22 protein-coding genes and 1 riboswitch are annotated in these 20,723 nt (G+C 67.7%); of the genes, 5 read left to right on the top strand and 17 right to left on the bottom strand.

Annotated elements, in window-relative coordinates; genetic code table 11:
- The first annotated feature begins 220 nt into the window (after nucleotides 1-220).
- Nucleotides 221-994, top strand: coding sequence for an enoyl-CoA hydratase-related protein (locus tag M7H19_RS02350; RefSeq protein ID WP_298176521.1), 774 nt, complete (start codon nucleotides 221-223; stop codon nucleotides 992-994).
- Between the two features lie 54 nt (nucleotides 995-1,048).
- Here the strand turns inward: M7H19_RS02350 and M7H19_RS02345 are convergent, their stop codons facing one another.
- Complete coding sequence (locus M7H19_RS02345; protein WP_298176518.1) at nucleotides 1,049-1,420, bottom strand: barstar family protein; 372 nt, start codon at nucleotides 1,418-1,420, stop codon at nucleotides 1,049-1,051.
- A 312-nt stretch (nucleotides 1,421-1,732) separates the two neighbouring features.
- Complete coding sequence (locus M7H19_RS02340; RefSeq protein WP_298176514.1) at nucleotides 1,733-1,975, bottom strand: hypothetical protein; 243 nt, start codon at nucleotides 1,973-1,975, stop codon at nucleotides 1,733-1,735.
- 32 nt (nucleotides 1,976-2,007) lie between these two features.
- Here M7H19_RS02340 and M7H19_RS02335 point away from each other — a divergent pair, with 32 nt between their 5' ends.
- Nucleotides 2,008-2,979 carry a zinc-binding dehydrogenase gene (locus M7H19_RS02335; protein ID WP_298176512.1) on the top strand — a complete coding sequence of 324 codons (972 nt, stop codon included), beginning with the start codon at nucleotides 2,008-2,010 and terminating at the stop codon, nucleotides 2,977-2,979.
- 127 nt (nucleotides 2,980-3,106) lie between these two features.
- Here M7H19_RS02335 and M7H19_RS02330 read toward each other — a convergent pair whose 3' ends face one another.
- Nucleotides 3,107-4,159: a nitronate monooxygenase gene (locus tag M7H19_RS02330; RefSeq protein ID WP_298176509.1), complete on the bottom strand. Its 1,053-nt coding sequence runs from the start codon at nucleotides 4,157-4,159 to the stop codon at nucleotides 3,107-3,109.
- A gap of 150 nt (nucleotides 4,160-4,309) precedes the next feature.
- The gene (lepA, locus tag M7H19_RS02325) at nucleotides 4,310-6,190 is read right to left on the bottom strand and encodes a translation elongation factor 4 (RefSeq protein ID WP_298176507.1); all 1,881 of its coding nucleotides are present in this window, start codon (nucleotides 6,188-6,190) and stop codon (nucleotides 4,310-4,312) included.
- A 115-nt stretch (nucleotides 6,191-6,305) separates the two neighbouring features.
- Between lepA and M7H19_RS02320 the strand changes: the two genes are divergently transcribed.
- Nucleotides 6,306-6,902: a class I SAM-dependent methyltransferase gene (locus M7H19_RS02320; protein WP_298176503.1), complete on the top strand. Its 597-nt coding sequence runs from the start codon at nucleotides 6,306-6,308 to the stop codon at nucleotides 6,900-6,902.
- A 16-nt stretch (nucleotides 6,903-6,918) separates the two neighbouring features.
- On the opposite strand, the gene M7H19_RS02315 is transcribed toward M7H19_RS02320, so the two are convergent.
- The gene (locus M7H19_RS02315; protein ID WP_298176500.1) at nucleotides 6,919-7,308 is read right to left on the bottom strand and encodes a VOC family protein; all 390 of its coding nucleotides are present in this window, start codon (nucleotides 7,306-7,308) and stop codon (nucleotides 6,919-6,921) included.
- Nucleotides 7,309-7,488: 180 nt separating this feature from the next.
- On the opposite strand from M7H19_RS02315, the gene rpsT reads away from it, so the two are divergent.
- Nucleotides 7,489-7,749 carry a 30S ribosomal protein S20 gene (gene rpsT / locus M7H19_RS02310; RefSeq protein ID WP_298176498.1) on the top strand — a complete coding sequence of 87 codons (261 nt, stop codon included), beginning with the start codon at nucleotides 7,489-7,491 and terminating at the stop codon, nucleotides 7,747-7,749.
- A 189-nt stretch (nucleotides 7,750-7,938) separates the two neighbouring features.
- On the opposite strand, the gene holA is transcribed toward rpsT, so the two are convergent.
- Entirely contained in the window at nucleotides 7,939-8,919 is a 981-nt protein-coding gene (gene holA / locus M7H19_RS02305; RefSeq protein ID WP_298176496.1) for a DNA polymerase III subunit delta, read from the bottom strand.
- Between the two features lie 111 nt (nucleotides 8,920-9,030).
- Nucleotides 9,031-9,164, top strand: a riboswitch (SAM riboswitch).
- An 11-nt stretch (nucleotides 9,165-9,175) separates the two neighbouring features.
- On the opposite strand from holA, the gene thrC reads away from it, so the two are divergent.
- Nucleotides 9,176-10,438 (top strand): threonine synthase, encoded by a 1,263-nt coding sequence (gene thrC / locus M7H19_RS02300; RefSeq protein ID WP_298176493.1) that lies wholly within the window; start codon nucleotides 9,176-9,178, stop codon nucleotides 10,436-10,438.
- Here thrC and M7H19_RS02295 read toward each other — a convergent pair.
- The 11 genes from M7H19_RS02295 to rplU all read right to left on the bottom strand — a co-directional run.
- A complete protein-coding gene (locus M7H19_RS02295; protein WP_298176490.1) occupies nucleotides 10,332-12,863 on the bottom strand; it encodes a ComEC/Rec2 family competence protein in 2,532 nt (843 codons plus the stop codon). The two genes, thrC and M7H19_RS02295, sit on opposite strands and share 107 nt — an antisense overlap.
- A gap of 12 nt (nucleotides 12,864-12,875) precedes the next feature.
- Nucleotides 12,876-13,850 (bottom strand): ComEA family DNA-binding protein, encoded by a 975-nt coding sequence (locus tag M7H19_RS02290; protein WP_298176488.1) that lies wholly within the window; start codon nucleotides 13,848-13,850, stop codon nucleotides 12,876-12,878.
- Between the two features lie 141 nt (nucleotides 13,851-13,991).
- Entirely contained in the window at nucleotides 13,992-14,846 is an 855-nt protein-coding gene (locus M7H19_RS02285; protein ID WP_298176486.1) for a DegV family protein, read from the bottom strand.
- A 4-nt stretch (nucleotides 14,847-14,850) separates the two neighbouring features.
- Entirely contained in the window at nucleotides 14,851-15,642 is a 792-nt protein-coding gene (octT, locus tag M7H19_RS02280; RefSeq protein ID WP_298176484.1) for a diglucosylglycerate octanoyltransferase, read from the bottom strand.
- On the bottom strand, nucleotides 15,639-16,250 hold the full coding sequence (locus M7H19_RS02275) for a histidine phosphatase family protein (protein ID WP_298176482.1): 612 nt from the start codon (nucleotides 16,248-16,250) through the stop codon (nucleotides 15,639-15,641). The genes octT and M7H19_RS02275 overlap by 4 nt, the downstream gene beginning before the upstream one ends.
- Complete coding sequence (gene rsfS / locus M7H19_RS02270) at nucleotides 16,247-16,654, bottom strand: ribosome silencing factor (RefSeq protein ID WP_298176480.1); 408 nt, start codon at nucleotides 16,652-16,654, stop codon at nucleotides 16,247-16,249. Before rsfS ends, M7H19_RS02275 begins: the two co-directional genes overlap by 4 nt.
- A 75-nt stretch (nucleotides 16,655-16,729) precedes the next feature.
- Nucleotides 16,730-17,326 (bottom strand): nicotinate-nucleotide adenylyltransferase, encoded by a 597-nt coding sequence (nadD, locus tag M7H19_RS02265; RefSeq protein WP_298176477.1) that lies wholly within the window; start codon nucleotides 17,324-17,326, stop codon nucleotides 16,730-16,732.
- A 154-nt stretch (nucleotides 17,327-17,480) separates the two neighbouring features.
- Nucleotides 17,481-18,599 carry a glutamate 5-kinase gene (gene proB / locus M7H19_RS02260; protein ID WP_298176474.1) on the bottom strand — a complete coding sequence of 373 codons (1,119 nt, stop codon included), beginning with the start codon at nucleotides 18,597-18,599 and terminating at the stop codon, nucleotides 17,481-17,483.
- Nucleotides 18,592-20,070 (bottom strand): GTPase ObgE, encoded by a 1,479-nt coding sequence (gene obgE / locus M7H19_RS02255; RefSeq protein ID WP_298176471.1) that lies wholly within the window; start codon nucleotides 20,068-20,070, stop codon nucleotides 18,592-18,594. Before obgE ends, proB begins: the two co-directional genes overlap by 8 nt.
- 114 nt (nucleotides 20,071-20,184) lie before the next feature.
- Nucleotides 20,185-20,442, bottom strand: coding sequence for a 50S ribosomal protein L27 (gene rpmA / locus M7H19_RS02250; protein ID WP_298176468.1), 258 nt, complete (start codon nucleotides 20,440-20,442; stop codon nucleotides 20,185-20,187).
- 15 nt (nucleotides 20,443-20,457) lie between these two features.
- Nucleotides 20,458-20,723 (bottom strand): 50S ribosomal protein L21 (gene rplU, locus M7H19_RS02245; RefSeq protein ID WP_298176466.1); only part of this gene is annotated, 266 nt, incomplete at its 5' end.

Genomic DNA, 20,723 nt, shown 5'->3' with positions numbered 1-20,723 from the left:
CGGTGAGCGGCTCCCCTCGTCGAGGACGGCGACGAGTGGGGTTCGAGGTGTCCGCATGGCTTTCCAGTGTGCGGGAACGGCACTGACCGTGCAGCGCAACCGACAGCGCAGTCCGCGGACACGGCTACACAGCCTGCGGACACGACGACACAACCCGCGGACACGGCTACACAGCTTGCGGACACGGTGTCGGGAGGGGGCTGTGTGCCAAGGTATGGACATGGCTGACAAACTGGTGCACTACACCACCGCGACAGGGGTCGCCACGATCACCCTGGACTCCCCGCACAACCGCAACGCGCTGTCCGCCGCGCTGCGAGCACAATTCGCCGCGAATCTGGAACGCGCCATCGACGACGACACCGTGCGCGTCATCGTGCTCGATCACACCGGCCCGGTCTTCTGCGCCGGAATGGACCTCAAAGAGGCCAAGGGTGCGAATGCCGGACAGCAGGGCGTCAACGACTTTCCCGCGCTGCTGCAACAGCTGTGGACGAGCCCGAAACCGGTGATCGCCAAGCTCGCGGGCCCGGCGAGGGCGGGTGGTGTCGGGTTGGTCGCCGCCACCGACATCGCCGTCGCGGTGGAAGAGGCCACGTTCGCTTTCACCGAGGTCCGCATCGGTGTCGTACCTGCGGTGATCTCGGTGACCGTGTTGCCCCGAATCGACGCTCGTGCCGCCCACGAACTGTTCCTCACGGGCGAGACGTTCGATGCCCGCCGGGCCGCCGAGATCGGCCTGCTCAACGCCGCGGTACCCGCCGACAAGCTCGACTCCACCGTCGAACGCTACGTCCGCTCGCTCTCCCTTGGAGCACCGACCGCGCTCGCGGCAACGAAGGAACTGCTCCAGGGCGAGACGGCACGCACCATGCCCGAGGTGTTCAAAAAGATGCAGGCGCTGTCCGCACAGTTCTTCGCCGGGAAAGAAGGGCAGGAGGGGATCGCGGCGTTCGCCGAGAAACGTTCGCCGAACTGGGTTCCCCGCACTTAGCGGACCAGCCGATCGAAACGCTGCGGGCTCACCCGCGAGGATGGCCCGCAGCGATCAATCGGCCAGAACCACGGTCAACTGGCGCCCGTCCCGGCGTCCCGCACGGGGGGTGAGAGCACGCTGGGCGTCGGAGAGCACGCTGTGCACCGCGAGGTACGACTTGAGGTCGCTGCGTTTGAGTACCTCGGAGGCTCGCCAGATCAACACGTGCTCACCGGGTGGAAGCCACGACAGATCGGTAAGCCCGTCGTACAACGTGTCGAGGTTGCGACCGAAGTGGTCGGGCAGCGACAGCGCCGCCGCGATGGCGTTCAGGGTGCTGCCCCTGTCGGGATGCTGCGCCGTGTCCACCACGTGCGCGTAGGCGCCACGGGCGCGTGCCTGGTCGGCGACGGTCTTCGAATCGAGCTTGGGTTTGACGGTCATCACTGCGTTCCCACCGTGACGTCCTGCGGACCACCCGCAAGGATCGGATGTTGTGTGAGGCAACAACGCCTCCCTCATACCGAAGGTCAAGCGTCCGGATCCGGAACCGGCGTGGGGGTGTCGCACCCGACCCGCCCCCATACCGTGCCGGCTTCCGACAGCGGGGCGGACGCCAGCGCGACGCCGTGACCGAGTTCCGCGCTCGGCAGGCTACCGCTAGGGGGGCCTGGATTGCCAACCCCCATCGCTCGTTGTGCGAACCAGCCCACGATAGCCAACACGATGAGAGCGAGGAGGGCGATGCGGATACGTCTACGAGACAGCATCAGGCCTCCCACCACGGCGTTCACCGCCGGAACCGTTGTCGGCGACGTCGGCGCGGCGCAACCGGCCGACCTGGTCCGCCACGACCTCCACTCCACGGTGGATCACCCATGCCATACCGGCGCACAACGGCAAGAGCACAGCGGCGACCAGAACGAACTGAATCGGGAACCATTGCTGTGCGAGCCACAGCTCGAAGCCGTCCCACCAGCGGGCCACTCCGTCGAACACACAAACGAGCCTACGCCAGGTAGGTTGACGCCATGTTCGCCGTCTACGCCAAAGAACCGAACGCTGACAACCCGTTGGCCTCGCTCGTCGTGGGCGAGCGGCCCGACCCCGAGGTACCCGAAGGCTGGGTGCGGGTGTCGGTGCGCGCTGCCAGCCTCAACATGCACGACATCTGGACCCTGCGGGGGGTGGGGATCAAACCCGACCAGTTCCCCATGATCCTCGGCTGTGACGGAGCAGGTGTTCTCGACGACGGCACCGAGGTGGTGCTGCACTCGGTGGTCAACGACCCCGCGTGGCGTGGTGACGACACGCTGGACCCGAAGCGGACCCTGCTCACCGAGAAGTACCAGGGCACGTTCGCCGGCAGTGTGGTGGTTCCCGCACGTAACGTGCTGCCCAAGCCCGCGGGCCTGTCCTTCACGGAAGCCGCCACGATGGGGACCGCGTGGCTGACCGCCTACCGCATGTTGTTCGTCAAGTCAGGGCTGCGGCCGGGACAGACGATGCTGGTGCAGGGCGCGTCCGGTGGGGTGTCCACGGCGCTCGTCCAGCTGGGGCGTGCCGCCGGTTTCCGCGTGTGGGTGACCGGGAGGACGGAGGAGAAGCGGGCTCTGGCCGAGCGTCTCGGCGCGCACACGACGTTCGAATCGGGGGCGCGCCTGCCGGAACGGGTGGACGCCGTGTTCGAAACCGTCGGGAAGGCCACGTGGGCCCACTCGCTGAAGTCGCTGAAGCCGGGCGGCACCGTCGTGGTCTCGGGCTCCACGAGCGGTCCGGACCCGAGCGCCGACCTGCAGCGGGTGTTCTTCCTCCAGCTACGGGTGGTGGGTTCGACGATGGGCACGCGTGACGAGCTGGCCGATCTGCTCTCCTACGTCGACCTGATGGGGATTCGCCCACAGATCGGCGCTGAACTGCCCCTGTCCGAGGCGGCACAGGGTTTCTCCGACATGTTGAACGGAAACACCGCGGGCAAGATCGTCTTTACCCATCAGGGATAACGACCTGACCGCCCCTCGGGGAAGTACCGGGCGACGTGGCGAGCCGAGGTTTCGGCACCGGCTCGCCACGTCGAAGCACCCGGTCCGCGAGCGTGCGCGGCGAGTCATGGCTCTCGTCGACGGCGTGTTACCCGAATCGCCTCGCCGCCCGGGTCAAGGCTTCCCGAGCCTCACTCCACAGCGTGTCGATGATCTCGGCAGCGGATCCGGTGCGGGCGAGAGCATAGGTCTGCCCCGCCCACAGCGACATGGCCTCCGGATCGCCCGCTTGACTCGCCGCGGCCCTCACCGGCTTGGTGAGCCGATGCAACTGGGGATAGGCCGCCGGAGCATGGTCGGAGTGCTCTTGCAGGAAACGGTTGACCAGACCGCGGGCGGGACGGCCGCTGAACGCCCGCGTAAACGCGGTAGGCCGTTCGCCTTCGGCCAGTACCTGCCGCTGGGTGGCGTTCGTCCCGGCCTCGTCGGCCCTCAGGAACGCGGTTCCCAGTTGCGCCGCCGCAGCACCCGCCGTGAGCACGGCCGCCACGTCGGCACCGTGCACAACGCCCCCTGCGGCCACCAACGGCAGGTCGGTGACCCCCGAGACGAGCCGCAGCGCGGCCAACAGCCCGTACAGCGCGCCTCCGCAGGGATCGTCCGGGTCGTCGGTGAACAGGCCACGGTGACCACCCGCCTCGAATCCCTGCACGCACAACGCGTCGGCGCCGACCTCGGTGGCCTGACGCGCCTCGTCCGGCGACGTCACGGTGACCACCACGGTGGTACCCACCTCGTGCAACCGTTCGATGTCCGACTCGGCGGGCAATCCGAAGGTGAACGAGACGACGGGAACCCGTGACTCTACGAGCAGGTCCAACTTTGCGGAGTAGCCGTCGTCGTCCCAACGAGGCTCCCCCGGCTCCGTACCGAACCGTTCGGCCTCTCGGCTCATCCGCTCGACATACGCACTGGCGTCTACAATGGAGCGTATTCCGGGGACGAACAGATTCACTCCGAAGGCGGTGTCCGACAGGCGCCGGACGACCGCGATCTGTTCGGCCAGACTCGCGGCGGTGAGGTATCCGCCCGCGAGGTATCCGAAGGCTCCGGCTCGCCCCGCCGCGGCGACGAGCTCGGGCGTGGAGGGGCCACCGGCCATGGGCGCGGCGATCACGGGCACGCGCAAGCTGTCGAACATGGCACAAGCGTACGAATAAGCTCACCGGCCAGGTGACGCGCCCACCGGTTCACACCCTCGTTCCCGTGAAGCCGGAGGTGACACAAGCCCACGGACGAGATCTGGGCGCGCCACGGAGGGAGTCGCGGAGGAAACGGACTCCCTCGGAGGCTACTTCTTACCCTTGCCCTTGCTCTTGTCGCTCTTGTCCGCCTTGTCCCCATCGCCGGAAGACAGCGCGGCGACGAAGGCCTCCTGCGGCACCTCCACGCGGCCGACCGTCTTCATGCGCTTCTTGCCTTCCTTCTGCTTCTCCAGCAGCTTGCGCTTACGCGAGATGTCACCGCCGTAGCACTTGGCCAACACGTCCTTGCGGATGGCTCGGATGGTCTCGCGGGCGATGATGCGGGACCCGATAGCGGCCTGGATGGGGATCTCGAACTGCTGCCGCGGAATGAGCTCTCGCAGCCTGCTCGCCATCTTGTTGCCGTACGCGTAGGCGGCGTCCTTGTGCACGATCGCGGAGAACGCGTCCACCGGCTCGCCCTGCAACAGGATGTCCACCTTGACCAGATCAGCGGCCTGGTCACCCGCCTCCTCGTAGTCGAGCGAGGCGTAGCCACGGGTGCGCGACTTCAACGCATCGAAGAAGTCGAAGATGATCTCGGCCAGTGGAAGCTTGTACCGCAGCTCCACCCGGTCTTCCGACAGGTAGTCCATCCCCAGCAACTGACCGCGTTTGCCCTGGCAGAGCTCCATGATGGCGCCGATGAACTCCGAGGGCGCGATCACGGTCACCTTGCTGACCGGCTCGCGTACCTCGTCGATCTTGCCGTCGGTGGGCCAGTCCGTCGGGTTGGTGACGATGTGTTCGGTGCCGTCCTCCATGAACACCTGGTACACCACGTTCGGAGCCGTGGCGATCAGGTCGAGGCCGAACTCGCGCTCCAACCTGGCCCGGGTGATCTCCAAGTGCAGCAGCCCGAGGAACCCGCACCGGAAACCGAAACCCAACGCCGCGGACGTCTCGGGCTCGTAACTGAGGGCGGCGTCGTTGAGCCGCAACTTGTCCAGCGCGTCACGCAGAACGGGGTAGTCGGAGCCGTCCACCGGATACAGGCCCGAGAAAACCATGGGCACCGGCTCGCGGTAACCCGCGAGAGGTTCCTCGGCGCCCTTGCGGTCGAGGGTCACGGTGTCGCCTACCTTGGACTGCCGGACGTCCTTCACCCCGGTGATGAGGTATCCCACCTCACCCACCCCGAGACCGGCACACGACTTCGGTTCCGGGGAGATGATGCCGACGTCCAACAGCTCGTGCGTGGCGTTCGTGGACATCATCCTGATGCGTTCCCGCGGCGTGATCTTGCCGTCCACGACCCTGATGTAGGTGACGACACCGCGGTAGGTGTCGTACACCGAGTCGAAGATCAACGCCCTCGGAGGCGCGTCCGGGTCACCCTCCGGAGGCGGCACCTGCGTCACCACCTGGTCCAGCAGCTCCTGCACGCCCTCCCCGGTCTTCGCCGAGACCCGCAGCACGTCCCCGGGGTCGCACCCGATGATGTTGGCGAGCTCGGCGGCGTACTTCTCGGGCTCGGCGGCGGGAAGGTCAATCTTGTTGAGGACCGGGATGATGTGCAGGTCCTTGTCGAGAGCGAGATAGAGGTTCGCCAACGTCTGCGCCTCGATGCCCTGCGCCGCATCCACCAGCAGGATGGCGCCCTCGCAGGCCTCCAGCGCACGCGAGACCTCGTAGGTGAAGTCGACGTGCCCCGGCGTGTCGATCAGGTGCAGCACATGGTCCTGGCCCTCGTACCGCCACGGCAGGCGCACGTTCTGCGCCTTGATGGTGATGCCCCGCTCCCGCTCCAGGTCCATGCGGTCGAGGTACTGGTCACGCATCGTCCGTTCCTCAACCACACCGGTGAGCTGCAGCATCCGGTCGGCCAGGGTGGACTTGCCGTGGTCGATGTGGGCGATGATGCAGAAGTTACGGATGAACTCCGGCGGTGTGAACGTGGTGTCGGCTGACGGGCGTGGCTGTGTCACTCAGATACCTCGGATCACTCGCGGCTGGTGAAGTCCATGTTCCCATGGTGCCCCACAGGGGAATTCCGGGGTGATCCCCGATGCAAGGTCGCGACTTTCGTGCTGACCTCGAACTATGAGTTCTCTCGGACAGGCACTCGATCGCGCTTTCGGCCGCCCCCGAGGCCCACTGGGCAGGCTGGGCGGCATAGCGATGGCCCGTGGTAACGCCGCCACCGAACGACACGTCGTGTCGGTGGCCAAGCCCGGCCCGGAGGAGACGGTACTCGTCGTCGGTCCGGGACCGGGTGTCGGACTCGAGGCCGCCGCCGAGAGAGCACGGCTGGTGATCGGCATCGACCCGTCACGCGAGATGCTCGACCTGTGTCGGAAGCGCTGCGCCGACGCGATCCGGTCGGGGAACGTGCTGCTGCGGCACGCGACCGCCGCCCGGACCGGACTGAACGCCGAGACCGCCGACGTCGTGCTGAGCGTCAACAACGTACACCTGTGGGAGGACCGGGCCGCCGCTTTCGCCGAGCTGTACCGCGTGCTGCGCCCCGGCGGGCGGATCGTGCTCTCCGCACACGAAAAGTGGCTGTCGGTGTCCCGCCACGCTCTCGCGGCCGAGACCGAGGACGCGGGATTCACCGACACCCAGACGTGGACATGGCAACCACCCGGCCCACTCGCCGCCCGAGCGGCGCAACTGCGGGCTTGGCGTCCGAGCTGAGCGGGCTACCCGCCCTCTACCTATCCGGGTGGTCCCGGATGTCGACCCGCAAGGGATGGTCGGCCGGGATCTCCACGAGCACGATGCGAGTGCCATCGGGGTCGGACAGCCACGCCTCGTTGAGACCCCACGGCTCCCGCCGTGGCTCGCGATCGAATTCGACGCCCTTCCCCTCCAACTCCGCGACGACCGCGGGCAGGTCCCTCACCTGAAGCCACAACGACACGTCCCGCGTGCGCCCTTCCTCGCCCCGGCCCACGACCTCCAAAAAGCCACCGCCGAGGAAGAACACGGTTCCGCCGGGGAACTCGCGGTAAATCGCCAGCCCGAGGATGTCCCGATAGAAGGCCGTGGTCACCTCAGGATCTTTCGGATTCAGCAGGATGCGACTGCTCAGCACGTCCATGACCTCAACCGTCTCACGATGCGGGCCGGGGGTGCGACATTCACGACCTTCGAGCGTTGCTAGGCTGGTCAATCGTTGTCGTGCGGCATTCCGCAGGGGAGGAAACCCGCACCAGCCACGGTTCGGGGCCGTACGAGCGCGGCAACGACGTAACCGCCGATAAGAAGAAGGAACGCGTACATGGCCAACATCAAGTCCCAGATCAAGCGCATCAAGACCAACGAGAAGCGGCGCCAGCGCAACCAGTCGGTGAAGTCGGCGGTGAAGACCGCGATCCGCAAGTTCCGCCAGGCCGCCGACGCCGGCGACAAGGCCAAGGCCGTGGAACTGCAGCGCGAAGCCGCCCGCAAGCTCGACAAGGCCGCGAGCAAGGGCGTGATCCACAAGAATCAGGCCGCGAACAAGAAGTCCGCGATGGCCCAGCGCGTCAACGCGCTCTGAATCGCCGCGGACGACAACGCCGCCGCAAAAACGCCGAAGGTCCCGGAAACGACAAGGTCGCCGGGACCTTCAGTGTTCTCGCCTGTTCTCGCCTGTTTTCGACTATTTTCGCCTGCTTCCGGCCGTTCCCCGGCTGTTTCCCGACCTGTCTTTACGACCGTTTCCGACCTGCCCGACTTCTCTGCGCGCTCAACGCCGATCGCGGGCGGAGACGATGTCGAGCACCGCACGTTCGAGTGCGTACTCCGGGTCCGCCGCCGCGCCCTTGACCTCGGCGTTCACCTTGGCGACGACCCGCATGGCCTCGGCGAGGCCCCCGGAACTCCAACCACGGGACTGACTCTGCGCCTTGCGGATCTTCCACGGCGGCATGCCCAGCTCCCCCGCCATGTGGTTGGGGTTACCACGGCCGGCCGCCGACACCCGGGCGATCGTGCGCACCGCGTCGGCCAGGGCGTCGGCGATCAACACGTGGGCGACCCCGATCTGCTGCGCCCACCGCAGTGATTCCAACGCGGCCGCACGATCCCCGGCCACAGCCTTCTCCGCGACCTGGAAACCGGTCACGTCGGCACGGCCCCGGTGGTAACGACGTACCGCCTCTTCGTCGACCGAACCGCCCGAATCGGCTACCAGCTGAGCCGCTGCCGACGCCAGCTCTCGCAGGTCGGTGCCCACCGCGTCGATGAGGGCCACCACAGCCGGCGCGTCGATACGCCCGCCCGCTCGGCGTACCTCGTTGCGGACGAACGCCTCCCGCTCGGCGGCTTTGGTGATCTTGGGGCATTCCGTGACCACCGCACCGGCTTTACGCAACGCCGAAGGCAACGATTTCGCGGCCTTGCTGCGCCCTCCCCCACTGTGCACGACCACGAGCACGATGCCGTCCGCCGGAGCGGCGACATAGGACAGCACGGCGTCGGCGTTCTCCTGGGAGATCTCCTGCGCTGCGTCGAGCACGATGACACGCCCCTCGCTGAACAGCGACGGGCTGACCAACTCGGCGAACTGCGCCGGAGTGAGATCGCTCACGCGCACCCGGGTCGCGTCCGTCGTAGGGTCTGCCAGGCGCGCGGTGTCGAAGGCCTCGCGAACAGCCCGTTCGACGAGCAATTCCTCCTCGCCGAGAACGAGATGCAACGGCGGTGGTGTGGTGGTTGGACCGGTCACGTCTCGATCCTGCCACGGCCGACTTCGCCCGCACGGTGGTGGCGCATCCCGATATCCCTGCCGTAGGCTGCCACTCGACGTCGCGGTGACCGCCACGTCACACAATCGAATAGCTCATCCAGAGGGGCAGAGGGACCGGCCCGTTGAAGCCCCGGCAACCGGCGTCAGCCTGTCATCTCGAATCCTGCGAGATAGCTGACGGCATCGGTGCCAATTCCGCCCCGCGTCAGCGGGACAGATGAGGAAGGACCTCGCGATGACCGTAGTGGCAGCCACACACTCCGACCGCGCCGTCGATCTCGGCCCCGCCGTTGAGCTGGTGTCGAAGGAAGAGGGCCACCGTCAACCCCTGGCTCCCGAGTTCGTCTCTCCGCACGACTTCTCGCCTCTGGAGGTCGCCTATGACTTCGGGCGGGTCCGTAGGGAGGAGATCGAGTCCGGGCCTCGCAACATCTGGCGGTACAAGAAGCTGCTGCCCGTCCCGTCCGATGTCGAGAAGATTCCCAACACCGAGCCCGGCTTCACGCGACTGGTGCGTGCCGATCGGCTGGCGAAGGCACTCGGGGTGCGCCGACTGTGGGTGAAGGACGACACCGGGAACCCGACGCACTCGTTCAAGGACCGGGTGGTCGCTGTCGCGCTGGCCGCTGCGCACGAGTTCGGTTTCGACACGCTCGCGTGCCCCTCGACGGGAAATCTCGCCAACGCCGTCGCCGCTGCCGCGGCCAGGGCGGGGTGGCGTTCGGTCGTGCTCGTCCCGTCTTCGTTGGAGCGGGCGAAGATACTGACGACCGCCGTGTACGACGGTGCGTTGGTCGCCGTGGACGGCAACTACGACGACGTCAATCGGTTGGCCACCGAGCTCTCCGCCGAGCACGAGACATGGGCGTTCGTCAACGTCAACGTGCGTCCCTACTACTCGGAGGGGTCGAAGACCCTCGCTTTCGAGGTCGCCGAGCAACTCGGCTGGCGGCTGCCCGAACAGATCGTCGTCCCCATCGCCTCCGGTTCCCAACTGACCAAGGTGGACAAGGGTTTTCGGGAACTGGGTGAACTCGGTCTGGTCGACCCGAGCCGGTACCGTGTGTTCGGCGCGCAGGCCACCGGATGTTCGCCCGTGTCCACGGCTTTCCGCGAGGGTCACGATGTGGTGCAGCCGGTGCGACCCGACACCATCGCCCGTTCGCTGGCGATCGGCAACCCCGCCGACGGGCCTTATGTGCTCGACACCGTGCGGCGCACCGGTGGTGCGATCGAGGACGTCACCGACGACGAAGTGGTGGAAGGAATCCGGCTGCTGGCGCGAACGGAGGGCATCTTCACCGAAACGGCCGGTGGAGTCACCGTGGCGACGGCGAAGAAACTCGTCGACACCGGCAAGCTCGATCCCGATGCCGAGACCGTCCTACTGATCACCGGGGACGGTTTGAAGACGCTCGACGCGCTCGGTGATCACGTCGGCCCCAAGGCAACGGTTCCACCGTCGGTGGAGGCCGTGCAAGCCGCACTGGACGCCTGAACCGCCGCCGTATCGAGGGTCCTCTTCGGACAACCGCGGGTTCGTCGTCGTGCAGCACCACGGCGGTGTCACCGCCCGTGTCGGTCCTGGCTACCAACGATCCCAGCCCACGAAGCACCCGGTGTGTCTCGGGGCTGGGGTGGCCGTAGGTGTTGTCCGCCCCGACACTGGTGATCGCGATCCTCGGTGACACCGCCTTCAGAAACATCGCGAGTGTGTACCGGCTGCCGTGATGGGGGACCTTGAGGATGTCGGCACGTAGGTCCGTGCCCATGGCGAGAAGTTCCGCTTGGGCTGCCAGCTCCACGTCACCGGTGAGCAGGATGCGTCCCGCCGGTGTGGTGGCTCGGAGCACGAGCGACGTGTTGTTGATCGTGGTGCCGTCGGTGTCTTCGGCGTCTTCGGCGTCTTCGGCGGCGACGTTCTCCTCCGTCGCAGGGGCGAGTACGTCGATCCGCAGCTCGTGCCATGCCAGCCGGTCCCCCGCGTTCAGCCGGACCAGCGGGACTCGGCGGTCGGTCGTGAGGTCCACGACTTCCCGCCACGCCCAGTGCGGTGCGCGTCCCGGCCCCACGGCCACCCCTCCGACGGCACGTCCCTCGAAGACCGCGGACAAGCCTCCCACGTGGTCCGCATGCAGGTGAGTCAGCACCACCAGCGGCACCCGTTCCACCCCGAGCCGGTCCAGACAGCGGTCGAGAGCGGCGGGGTCCGGTCCGGTGTCGACGACGACGGCTCGGGCGGGCTCCCCTGTGGCCAGGACGAGTCCGTCGCCCTGCCCGACGTCACACGCCACCAACACCCAGTCGTCCGGAGGCCATGCGGGTGCGAGCACCCGGGTCGGAACCAGGAACAGCACCGTGCCGACCGCCACCAGCGCCACCGCCAGGGGGATCCAACGAAACCGCAGGCCGCACAACAGCACCGCCACTACGAGCATGGCGAGTGCACCACCCCACCATCCGGATGGCCATGGGATCACCGCGCCGGGCACCGAAGCGGCGTGACGCGCGACGAGGATCAGCCAACTGACCGCCGGGCCCACTACGTACACCACGATCTCCGCCGCGCCGGGCCACAACGGAGCGAGAGCGGTGGCGGCTGTTCCGAGAACGGTTATCGGGGCAACGACGGGAGCGGCCGCGAGGTTCGCGGCCACGGATACCAAGCTCACTTCGCCGACCATTCCCGCGATGACCGGGGCCGTCGCGAAGAACGCGACGGTGGGCACGGCCAGCGCGTCGGCGACTCCGCCGGGAACTCCGCGCCGCTCCAATGCTCGCGACCACAGCGGAGCGAGCAGCACCAGTCCGGCCGTCGCCACGACCGACAGCGTGAAGCCCATGCTGACGGCCATTTCGGGGTCGTACAGTACGAGCACGCACACTGCGGCCGCGAGGGCCGGAAGCGCCGACCCTCGTCGTCCCAGGAGGAGCGCGAGCAGCCCCACAGCACCCATCACACCTGCCCGCAACACGCTCGGCTCGTAGCCCACGAGGACGACGAAACCGAGCAGCGCCGCACCCGCCAGTGTCGCCGACAGTCGAGGACCGCACCGTAGTCCGCGGGCAAGTAGGAGCACCGCACCGCATAGAATGGCCACATTGGACCCAGAGACTGCGGTCAAGTGGGACATACCCGCGTCGAGGAACTCCTGCTCCACCCGTTCCGACAGTTCACCGGTGTCTCCGACCACCAGCCCGGGCAGTAATCCCGCCGGCTCCTCCGACAACACGGCACAGACGGCGCGCAGTGTCGAACGCAACGACTCGGACACGCGTTGCCACCACGGTGCGGTGCCCTCCACCTCGGGTGGCCCACGCACGAAGCCGACCGCCACCGTCATCTGGTGTGGCCGAGCAGGCGCTAGCTCTGCTCGCACCGTCACCCGCTGGCCCACCAGTACATCGCCCCACGTCGCTGCCGGAGCGATGAGCAGCACCCGGCCCTGCGAGTCGATTCGCTCGCCGTCCACCACCGCCGTGACGGTATCCACCGGCACGAGCACCGACCGCATTCCCCCCGGACGCCCCGCGTATCCGTCGGCATGCACCGAGTGTGGTCGTTGAGTCACCACCGCCGACAACCCCACCTCCCCGCCCACGAGGGCGATCTCGCGGAGTTCGGCGTGCTCCGCGTCGTACAACCGGGCGCTCACAGGCCATGCGGTCAACAGTCCGCACAGGAGGAGAGCACCCGCTGCGGGCAACCAACGACGGTGTTCGCGGTCTTGAGAACGGGATGCTCGTCGCGCCAACACGACCGCGACCGAACCGCCGATGAGCCCGCACACCGCGCTCGCCCACCACCCCCACAGGAGCCCGAGGATCGCGCCCACCCACACCGTGACCGCGGCCGGAACCAGTCGCCAGTCATGCGTCGTCGCGTCCTTTCGAGCACCGATCTCCGCGGCTCTGATCACCACCTCGGTCCACCGTCATCCGACCGACACCCGGTCGCGTAGGCGCGCGAACCGTTTGTCACCGATACCGTCGATCTCCCGAAGTTGGTTCACCGCCGTGAACCTTCCGTGGCGTTCCCGCCACTCGAGGATGCGGGCTGCCGTGGCCTCACCCACCCCGGGCAGAGTCTCCAGCAACTGCCGATCCGCTGTGTTCAGATCCACTTTGGCATCCGATGTGGACGGACTTGCGGGTTCAGCCCCGGCCGGAGGGCGTTCCGCTCCCGGTGGTGGGGTGACACCGACGTAGATCTGCTCACCGTCGGACACGCGGCGCGCCAGGTTGACCGTCAGCAGGTCGTCGTCGCTGCCGGCTCCACCGGCCATCTCGATGACATCGGCGACCCGGGCCCCGGGCCGCACGGTGATCAGTCCGGGTTCGGCCACCGTGCCCACCACACTGACGACGAGCGAGGTGGGTTCGTCGGCAGTGGTCGGAGCCGCGCCCGAAGGCGCGGTGCCCGAACCACCGGCCTGTTCCGGCGAAGCCGAGACTTGACGAACGGTCGGCAACGGTGGTGCACGTTCCGGCTCGGGCCTGTTCCCGATCACCACCGCCACAGCGACAGCGATCACCAGAACACCGCCCAGGACGGCGACGATCGTGAGCCGTCGCCGTGGCGCCGTAGCACGCCGTCCTCCGGGAAGCCACCGTTCGATCAGCCCGCCGCTCCCCCCAAAGGTCGTCGCCGCCGAGTGCCGCCGGGAGGAAGACGACGACCGACGGCCCGCGGCCGTCTCTGCCGCGGCGGCGAGTTGCGCCAATCGGACCCTCGGGCGTGTTTCTTTCTCGTCCTCGTCTCCACCGGCCGGATCAACACTCGTCGCCGGATCGTCTTCCACGGTCCGCGCATCGTCGGCTTCGGTCGAAGTGGTGCCGGGAGCGCTGTGGGCGGCGTGTCGCCGCTTCCGGGCGGTAGCCGGTGTCTCTGGGTGTGCTGTCTCGAACACGCATTCGACGCTACGGCGGCGAGGCTCACCGCCGCGAAACGACGTCGCGACCGTTGTGGACAACTCCGCCCCTGTGGACAACTCCACCGCCGCCGGTACCGTTCGGACACCTCCGGCACCGTTCGACCGTCACGACGAGCCTCACGCCACAGGAACGGAACGCTGTACCACGACTCCGAGCACACCGGGACCGGCATGGGCCCCGACCACGGCCCCGAGCTCGGACACCACACACCCGGACGATCTGTGCAGCCGTTCGTCGAGTCGCGTGGCAAGGTCGGACGCGCGCTCCGGTGAGGCCAGGTGGTGAACGGCGAGCGCCACCTCGTCGTCCCCGGCCGCCTCCACGGCGAGATCCACCAACCGGTTCACCGCGCGCTGCATCGTGCGCACTTTCTCCAACGGACGGATCTCGCCGTCGGCCATGTGCAACACGGGCTTCACCGCGAGTGCCGTGCCGAGCAACGCCGCGGCGGGGCCGATCCGCCCGCCCCGTCTCAGGTGTTCCAGGGTTTCCACGGCGAACAGCGTCTCGGAACGCGCGGCCGTCTCCGTCGCGGCTCGTTCCACCTCCTCGGCAGAAGCTCCCCGACGTGCCGCTTCGGCGGCCCTCAACACGGCGAACCCCAACCCCATCGCGATGCTGCGTGAATCCACGACTCGCACGAGGTCCGGGCCCACCTCCTGGGCCGCCAGCACGGCGGCCTCCCAAGTGCCGGACAGTTTCTTCGACAGGTGCACCGACACGATCGCGTCGGCCCCGTCCGCCAACGCCTTCCGGAACACCGCCGCGAACTCGGCCGGCGTGGGTCTGGACGTGGTGACGATCCTGCGTTCCCCGAAAGCCTGTGCGAGCGCCGCCTGGCCGACCTCGACACCGTCGAGTGAGGCGACACCGTCGACGAGGACGTGCAGGGGAACGACCCGGATACCGTGCCTCTCGGCGAAACCCTCGGGCAGGTGAGCTGTGGAATCCGTGACAACCGCGACCGGCACGCGGTCAGCCTACGTGGCGGGAGCGGTCGAAGCCGGGCATGCCGGGCGGCCCGGCCACGCTCTTGCCCCGGTGGGTGAGGAGCGGGCGGATCAACTCGGCCATCGCCTTTCCGACCAGGGCGTGTCCGTCCCAGCCCCAATGCATGCCGTCGGGGTTGCCGTGGCCGCCGAAAACGTGCGATCTCACCACGGCGGGAACGTCCAGTACGGGAACATCCACGCGGGCCGCCCACCGCGACACGGCGAGGGCCGTGCGGGGCCGGGCCGTCTGCACATACCCGTACGACGCCGCACGGTGCACCGAGGGAAGCCAACCCACCACGGGCAATGACGGCCTCAGCACCCGCAACGCCGACACCGCCATGTCGAGATATCGCACGGTCAGTCGAGTGGGCAACACCGACGGGTGACCACGCAACGCGGTTGACAACACGGGCTGCGCGGCGAGATACGCCCGCCGAACCGCACGGCGCAATGGATCGGGCCTCAAGTACCGCAAGCCCGTGCGCAGGTACGTGGGCAGCGGCGACGGCAACGTGTCCATGCTCCCCACCGCCAGCACCACGACGTCGGCCCGGTGCAGTTCCGCCCACACCCTCGGGTCACCGGTCATCGACCACCACGCATCGCGCGCCGTCCAACCCGCCCCGGCCACGAGGTCGGCGACACCACCGAGCGACTCCGCCGCCACGTTCGGCCACAAACGGGCGTCGTCCGCCGGATAGCCGCCGTCGGGGCCGTGGAAGCTCAGCGAATCGCCGAACACCAACAGCCGAGGCGAACGGGCGTCACTCACCCGGTGATCCCCGCGTTGTAAGCACGCAGCCGCCAGGAGTCGTCCTGCCGCGTCAGGTCCACCCAATGGCAGTTGGAGATACCCCCGAGAGAGGGCCACAGCTCGTGGGGCAACCGCAGCAGTTTCGCGGTCAACGCGAGGATCAGTCCGCCGTGGGCGGCGAACAGCACGGTCTCGAGCCGTTCCTCGCCGTGCAACAGGTCGACGACCACCTCATGGGCTCTCTCCGCGACATCCAGTCGTGACTCTCCACCGGGCGGTGCCCATGTGACATCGAGACGCCAGCGCTCCCGATCACCCGGGGCCATCTCGTCCACGGCATCGCCCGTGAGGCCCTGCCATTCGCCGAGGTGTGTCTCCCTCAGCCGTTTGTCCAGCCGCAAAGGCAGCTCGAACGCCTCCGTCAACACGGTGGCGGTGTCGGTGGCCCGGCGCAGGTCGGAGGCGATGACGAGATCCGGCGAGAACCGGGCCAGCGCGGGTGCGGCAAACTTCGCCTGCTTCCACCCGACCTCGGTCAACGACGAGTCGAGCTGGCCCTGCATCCGCCCGGCCGCGTTGTAGTCGGTCTCACCGTGCCGCCACAGTAAGAGTCGTCGCAGCGTCACAACGCATCCGTTCCTTGCTCGTCGTCCGCGCCCTCGACCGAGGTTTCCAGTCCCTCGACCTCGATGCGCGGGCAGTCCTTCCACAGTCGCTCGAGGCCGTAGAACGCCCGCTCCTCGGCGTGCTGAACATGCACCACGACGTCGGTGTAGTCGATGAGCACCCAACGTCCTTCCCTGGTGCCCTCCCGGCGAACCGGCTTGTGCCCCGCGCTACGAAGCTTCTCCTCGATGTTGTCAACGATGGCGCCGACCTGACGTTCGTTGGGCGCCGACGCGATCACGAAGATGTCGGTGATCACGAGACGCTCCGAGACGTCGATCAGCACCACGTCGGTTGCCTTCTTGTCCGCGGCCGCACGCGCGGCCGCGGTCGCGAGGTCTCGGGCTTCGGCCGTCGCTGCCACGGTGCTCCTTACGAATTGTTCCAACGTATGCCGAAAAAAGCCTACCCGTAGACGACGCCCAAGGGATGTCCCAGTTCAGGCTGACTCACAGACGTACAACTTGCGCTTGTTGATGTACCGCACCACACCATCGGGCATGAGGTACCACACGGGTTCTCCGTTACGCACGCGTTCACGGCAGCCCGTCGACGAGATCGCCATCGCGGTGACCTCGACGAGACTCACCTTGCCCTCGGGCAGATGGTGATCGTCCAACCGATACCCCGGCCTCGTGACACCGATGAAGTGCGCGAGAGTGAACAACTCGTCCGCATCGCGCCACGTGAGGATCTGTTCCAACGCATCGGCGCCGGTGATGAAGAAGAGTTCGTCGTCGGGGTACTCCAACCGCAGATCACGCAACGTGTCCACCGTGTACGTCTGACCACCGCGGTCGATGTCCACCCGGCTCACCGAGAACACCGGGTTGGAAGCAGTGGCGATCACGGTCATGAGATACCGGTCCTCCGCCTCGGACACCTCACGACCCGCCTTCTGCCATGGCTGACCGGTGGGCACGAAGACCACTTCGTCGAGTCCGAAACGATGCTGCACCTCACTGGCGGCGACGAGGTGGCCGTGGTGAACCGGGTCGAACGTGCCGCCCATGACCCCAATACGGCGTGCGGACATGGGAACCCACCTTAAACGCTACGTACCGTCTCCGGTGTACCGCCGTTCCGTGCAGTGGCGACCGCGACACAGCCGAGGCTTCTCGCCCACCTCGACTGTGTCACGACTCACCGATTCCCGGACGGTCGAGTCGCCGAACGCGCAGCCGGAACGGTCAGGAAGCACGAGCGCAGAGCGGGACCAGGTCGTCCGCGTGAACGACCGCGCGACGCTGCTCCGCGGGCAGCTCGGGGGACGAATGACCGATCAGGTCCGGAAGTTCGGTGACGTCGAACGCCACCACGCCCCGGGCCACCACGGTTTGCGCGTGGTTCACGAGATCGACCACATCGCCGGCCTGGAAGTCACCGTCCACACCCGTGATGCCCGCCGCGAGCAGCGAACGCCGGTGCCGTACGACCGCGGCCACCGCGCCGTCGTCCAGATACAGTCGCCCACGCGAACCCGCCGCGTACCCGAGCCAGAATCGCCGCGCCGACATACGGTTCGAGGACTGCGTGAACGCCGTGCCGACCGCGGCCTCCCCCAACGCGTCCCGGGCGTCGGTCGCGGCGGCGATCAACGCCGGGATCCCGGCCGCCGCGGCCGTGCGCGCAGCGGCGACCTTCGACATCATGCCGCCCGTACCGAGTCCCGAACTGGAACGCCCGACGGAGAGGCCCTCCAAATCGGATTCCGACCTCACCTCGGTGATCTTGTGTGTCCCACCGGAGCGAGGGTCACCGTCGTAGAGGGCATCCACATCGGACAACAACACGAGCCCGTCGGCGCCGACCAGATGCGCGACGAGCGACGCCAGTCGGTCGTTGTCACCGAACCGGATCTCCTCGGTGGCCACGGTGTCGTTCTCGTTCACCACCGGCACCGCGCCCAACGCCAACAGCCGCGAGAACGTGCGCTGGGCGTTGCGGTAGTGCGCGCGGCGCACGACGTCGTCGGAGGTGAGCAACACCTGCCCCACCGTGAGCGAGTACCGGTCGAACGAGCCCGCGTACGCATGCGCCAACGCCAACTGGCCGACGCTCGCGGCGGCCTGCTGTGTCGCCAAGTCCTTCGGCCGAGCACTGATCGACAACGGCGCCAGCCCCGCGCCGATGGCACCCGAGGACACCAACACGATCTGCGTGCCTCGCGCTATCCGTTCGGCGATGGCGTCCACGAGCGCGTCGAGCCTGTCGATGTCGAGCCCGCTACCCGCCGTGGTCAACGCCGACGATCCGACCTTCACCACCAGGCGCTTCGCTCCGGCGATGGCACGCCGTGCCTCACTCATCGGCGTCCTCTGTCTCGTCGCCCTCACTGTCCGGCGCCTCCGTGTCGGGAACACCCTCGCGACGCAGGCGACGCGCCTTCTTACGTTCGGCCGCGGTCATCCTGCTCCGGTCCTCCAACCGGGGGTCGCTGCCCCGACCGGCCAATGCGCTCACCACACCCGGTGTGGAGGGCTCCCAGTCGAAGGTCACACCGTCGATGGTGACCGGACAACCGGGTTCGGCTCCCTTTCGCGCGAGTTCCTTCTCCACGCCCAGCCGGTAGAGCCGGTCGGCGAGATACCCCACGGCCTCGTCGTTGGCGAAGTTCGTCTGCCGCACCCACCGCTCGGGTTTGGCGCCGCGTACGACGAACCCACCGGGTTCGTCGGGGTCCGGCTCCACGGTGAAGCCACCGTCGTCCACGGCCTTGGGCGTCACCACGACCTTCGCCGGTGTGGGCGGTGGTTGCGCGGCACGGTGTTCCTCCACGATCTGGCCGAGTGCGTAGGTCAGCTCCCTCAACCCGGCGTGCGTCGCGGTGGACACCTCGAACACCCGCAGACCACGTGCCTCGAGGTCGGGCCTCACCATCTCGGCCAGCTCGGCGGCCTCGGGTACGTCGATCTTGTTGAGAACCACGACCCTGGGCCGCGAGGCGAGGTCCCCACCGAGCACGGGTGTGTACCGCGCGAGCTCGTCCTCCAACGCGTCGACATCCGACACCGGGTCTCGTCCCGGTTCATACGTCGCGCAGTCCACCACATGCACCAGCACGGCACAGCGTTCGATGTGGCGCAAAAAGTCCAGGCCGAGCCCCCGGCCCTCACTCGCTCCCGGGATCAGACCGGGCACATCGGCCATGGTGAACACGGTGTCCCCCGCACTCACCACACCGAGGTTGGGCACCAACGTCGTGAACGGATAGTCGGCGATCTTCGGCTTGGCCGCCGACAGCACCGAGATCAGCGACGACTTACCGGCCGAGGGGAAACCGAGCAGCCCCACGTCGGCGACGGAACGCAACTCCAGCACGAGGGTGCGTTCCTCGCCCGGCTCGCCCAGCAGCGCGAACCCCGGTGCCTTGCGCGACCGGGACGCCAACGCGGCGTTGCCGAGCCCGCCGCGACCGCCCTTGGCCGCTACGAAACGGGTGCCCTCGCCCACCAGGTCCGCCAACACCTCGCCGTCCTCGGTGAGCACCACGGTGCCGTCGGGGACGCGCAGTTCCAACGTCTCCCCGGCCGCACCGTTGCGATGACTACCCTGCCCCTGTTTTCCGTTGCCCCCTCGTGCGTGGGGACGGAAATGGAAGTCCAACAGCGTGTGCACACCCGGGTCGACGACGAGCACGACATCGCCCCCGTGGCCGCCGTTCCCTCCGTCGGGACCGCCGAGTGGTTTGAACTTCTCGCGATGCACCGAGGCGCAGCCGTTCCCTCCGTTACCCGCGGCGAGATGAATCACCGCGCGATCCACGAACCGGGATGCCATTACGTCGCCTTCCTCAGGGCCACAGGAACTACTTGTCATAGCAAAACGAGGGACGGGGCCGGATGTGTTCCGGGCCCGTCCCTCGTTTTGAGTAGCGTGTGCTGGCCGGGCCGGTCAGGCCTCGACCGGCACGATGTTGACCGTCTTGCGGCCACGCTTCGTGCCGAACTGGACCGAGCCTGCGGCGAGAGCGAACAGGGTGTCGTCACCGCCGCGGCCGACGTTCATGCCGGGGTGGAACTTGGTGCCACGCTGACGGACGAGGATCTCGCCCGCCTTCACGGTCTGACCGCCGAACCGCTTAACGCCGAGGTACTTCGGGTTGGAGTCACGGCCGTTGCGAGAGTTGGACGCGCCCTTCTTGGTTGCCATGGCTGGTCAGGTTCCTTACTTGTTGATGCCGGTGACCTCGAGGCGGGTCAGCCGCTGCCGGTGACCCTGGCGCTTGTGGTAGCCGGTCTTGTTCTTGAACTTGTGGATACGGATCTTCGGGCCCTTGGCCTGCTCGACGACCTTGCCCGTGACCGAGACCTTCGCCAGCGCGTCAGCGTCCGTCGTGACCTTGCCGTCGTCGACCACCATCACGGCGGGAAGGGTGTGCTCGGTGCCCGGCTCGCCGTCGAGCTTCTCGACCTCGACGACATCGCCGACGG

Origin of the sequence: Saccharomonospora sp. (genome assembly GCF_027317685.1) — a bacterium.
Classification (GTDB): Bacteria; Actinomycetota; Actinomycetes; order Mycobacteriales; family Pseudonocardiaceae; genus Saccharomonospora.
The sequence above is the reverse complement of the archived record's forward strand: the minus strand, read 5'-3'. Positions and strand labels throughout refer to the sequence as shown.

Coding starts and splice junctions, on each gene's coding strand:
- nadD (WP_298176477.1), bottom strand. CDS start 17,326: ATGTCCGCACGCCGTATTGGGGTCATGGGCGGCACGTTCGACCCGGTT.
- M7H19_RS02350 (WP_298176521.1), top strand. CDS start 221: ATGGCTGACAAACTGGTGCACTACACCACCGCGACAGGGGTCGCCACG.
- M7H19_RS02320 (WP_298176503.1), top strand. CDS start 6,306: ATGAGTTCTCTCGGACAGGCACTCGATCGCGCTTTCGGCCGCCCCCGA.
- proB (WP_298176474.1), bottom strand. CDS start 18,599: ATGAGTGAGGCACGGCGTGCCATCGCCGGAGCGAAGCGCCTGGTGGTG.
- obgE (WP_298176471.1), bottom strand. CDS start 20,070: ATGGCATCCCGGTTCGTGGATCGCGCGGTGATTCATCTCGCCGCGGGT.
- rpsT (WP_298176498.1), top strand. CDS start 7,489: ATGGCCAACATCAAGTCCCAGATCAAGCGCATCAAGACCAACGAGAAG.
- M7H19_RS02335 (WP_298176512.1), top strand. CDS start 2,008: ATGTTCGCCGTCTACGCCAAAGAACCGAACGCTGACAACCCGTTGGCC.
- M7H19_RS02330 (WP_298176509.1), bottom strand. CDS start 4,159: ATGTTCGACAGCTTGCGCGTGCCCGTGATCGCCGCGCCCATGGCCGGT.
- M7H19_RS02345 (WP_298176518.1), bottom strand. CDS start 1,420: ATGACCGTCAAACCCAAGCTCGATTCGAAGACCGTCGCCGACCAGGCA.
- thrC (WP_298176493.1), top strand. CDS start 9,176: ATGACCGTAGTGGCAGCCACACACTCCGACCGCGCCGTCGATCTCGGC.
- rpmA (WP_298176468.1), bottom strand. CDS start 20,442: ATGGCAACCAAGAAGGGCGCGTCCAACTCTCGCAACGGCCGTGACTCC.
- M7H19_RS02315 (WP_298176500.1), bottom strand. CDS start 7,308: ATGGACGTGCTGAGCAGTCGCATCCTGCTGAATCCGAAAGATCCTGAG.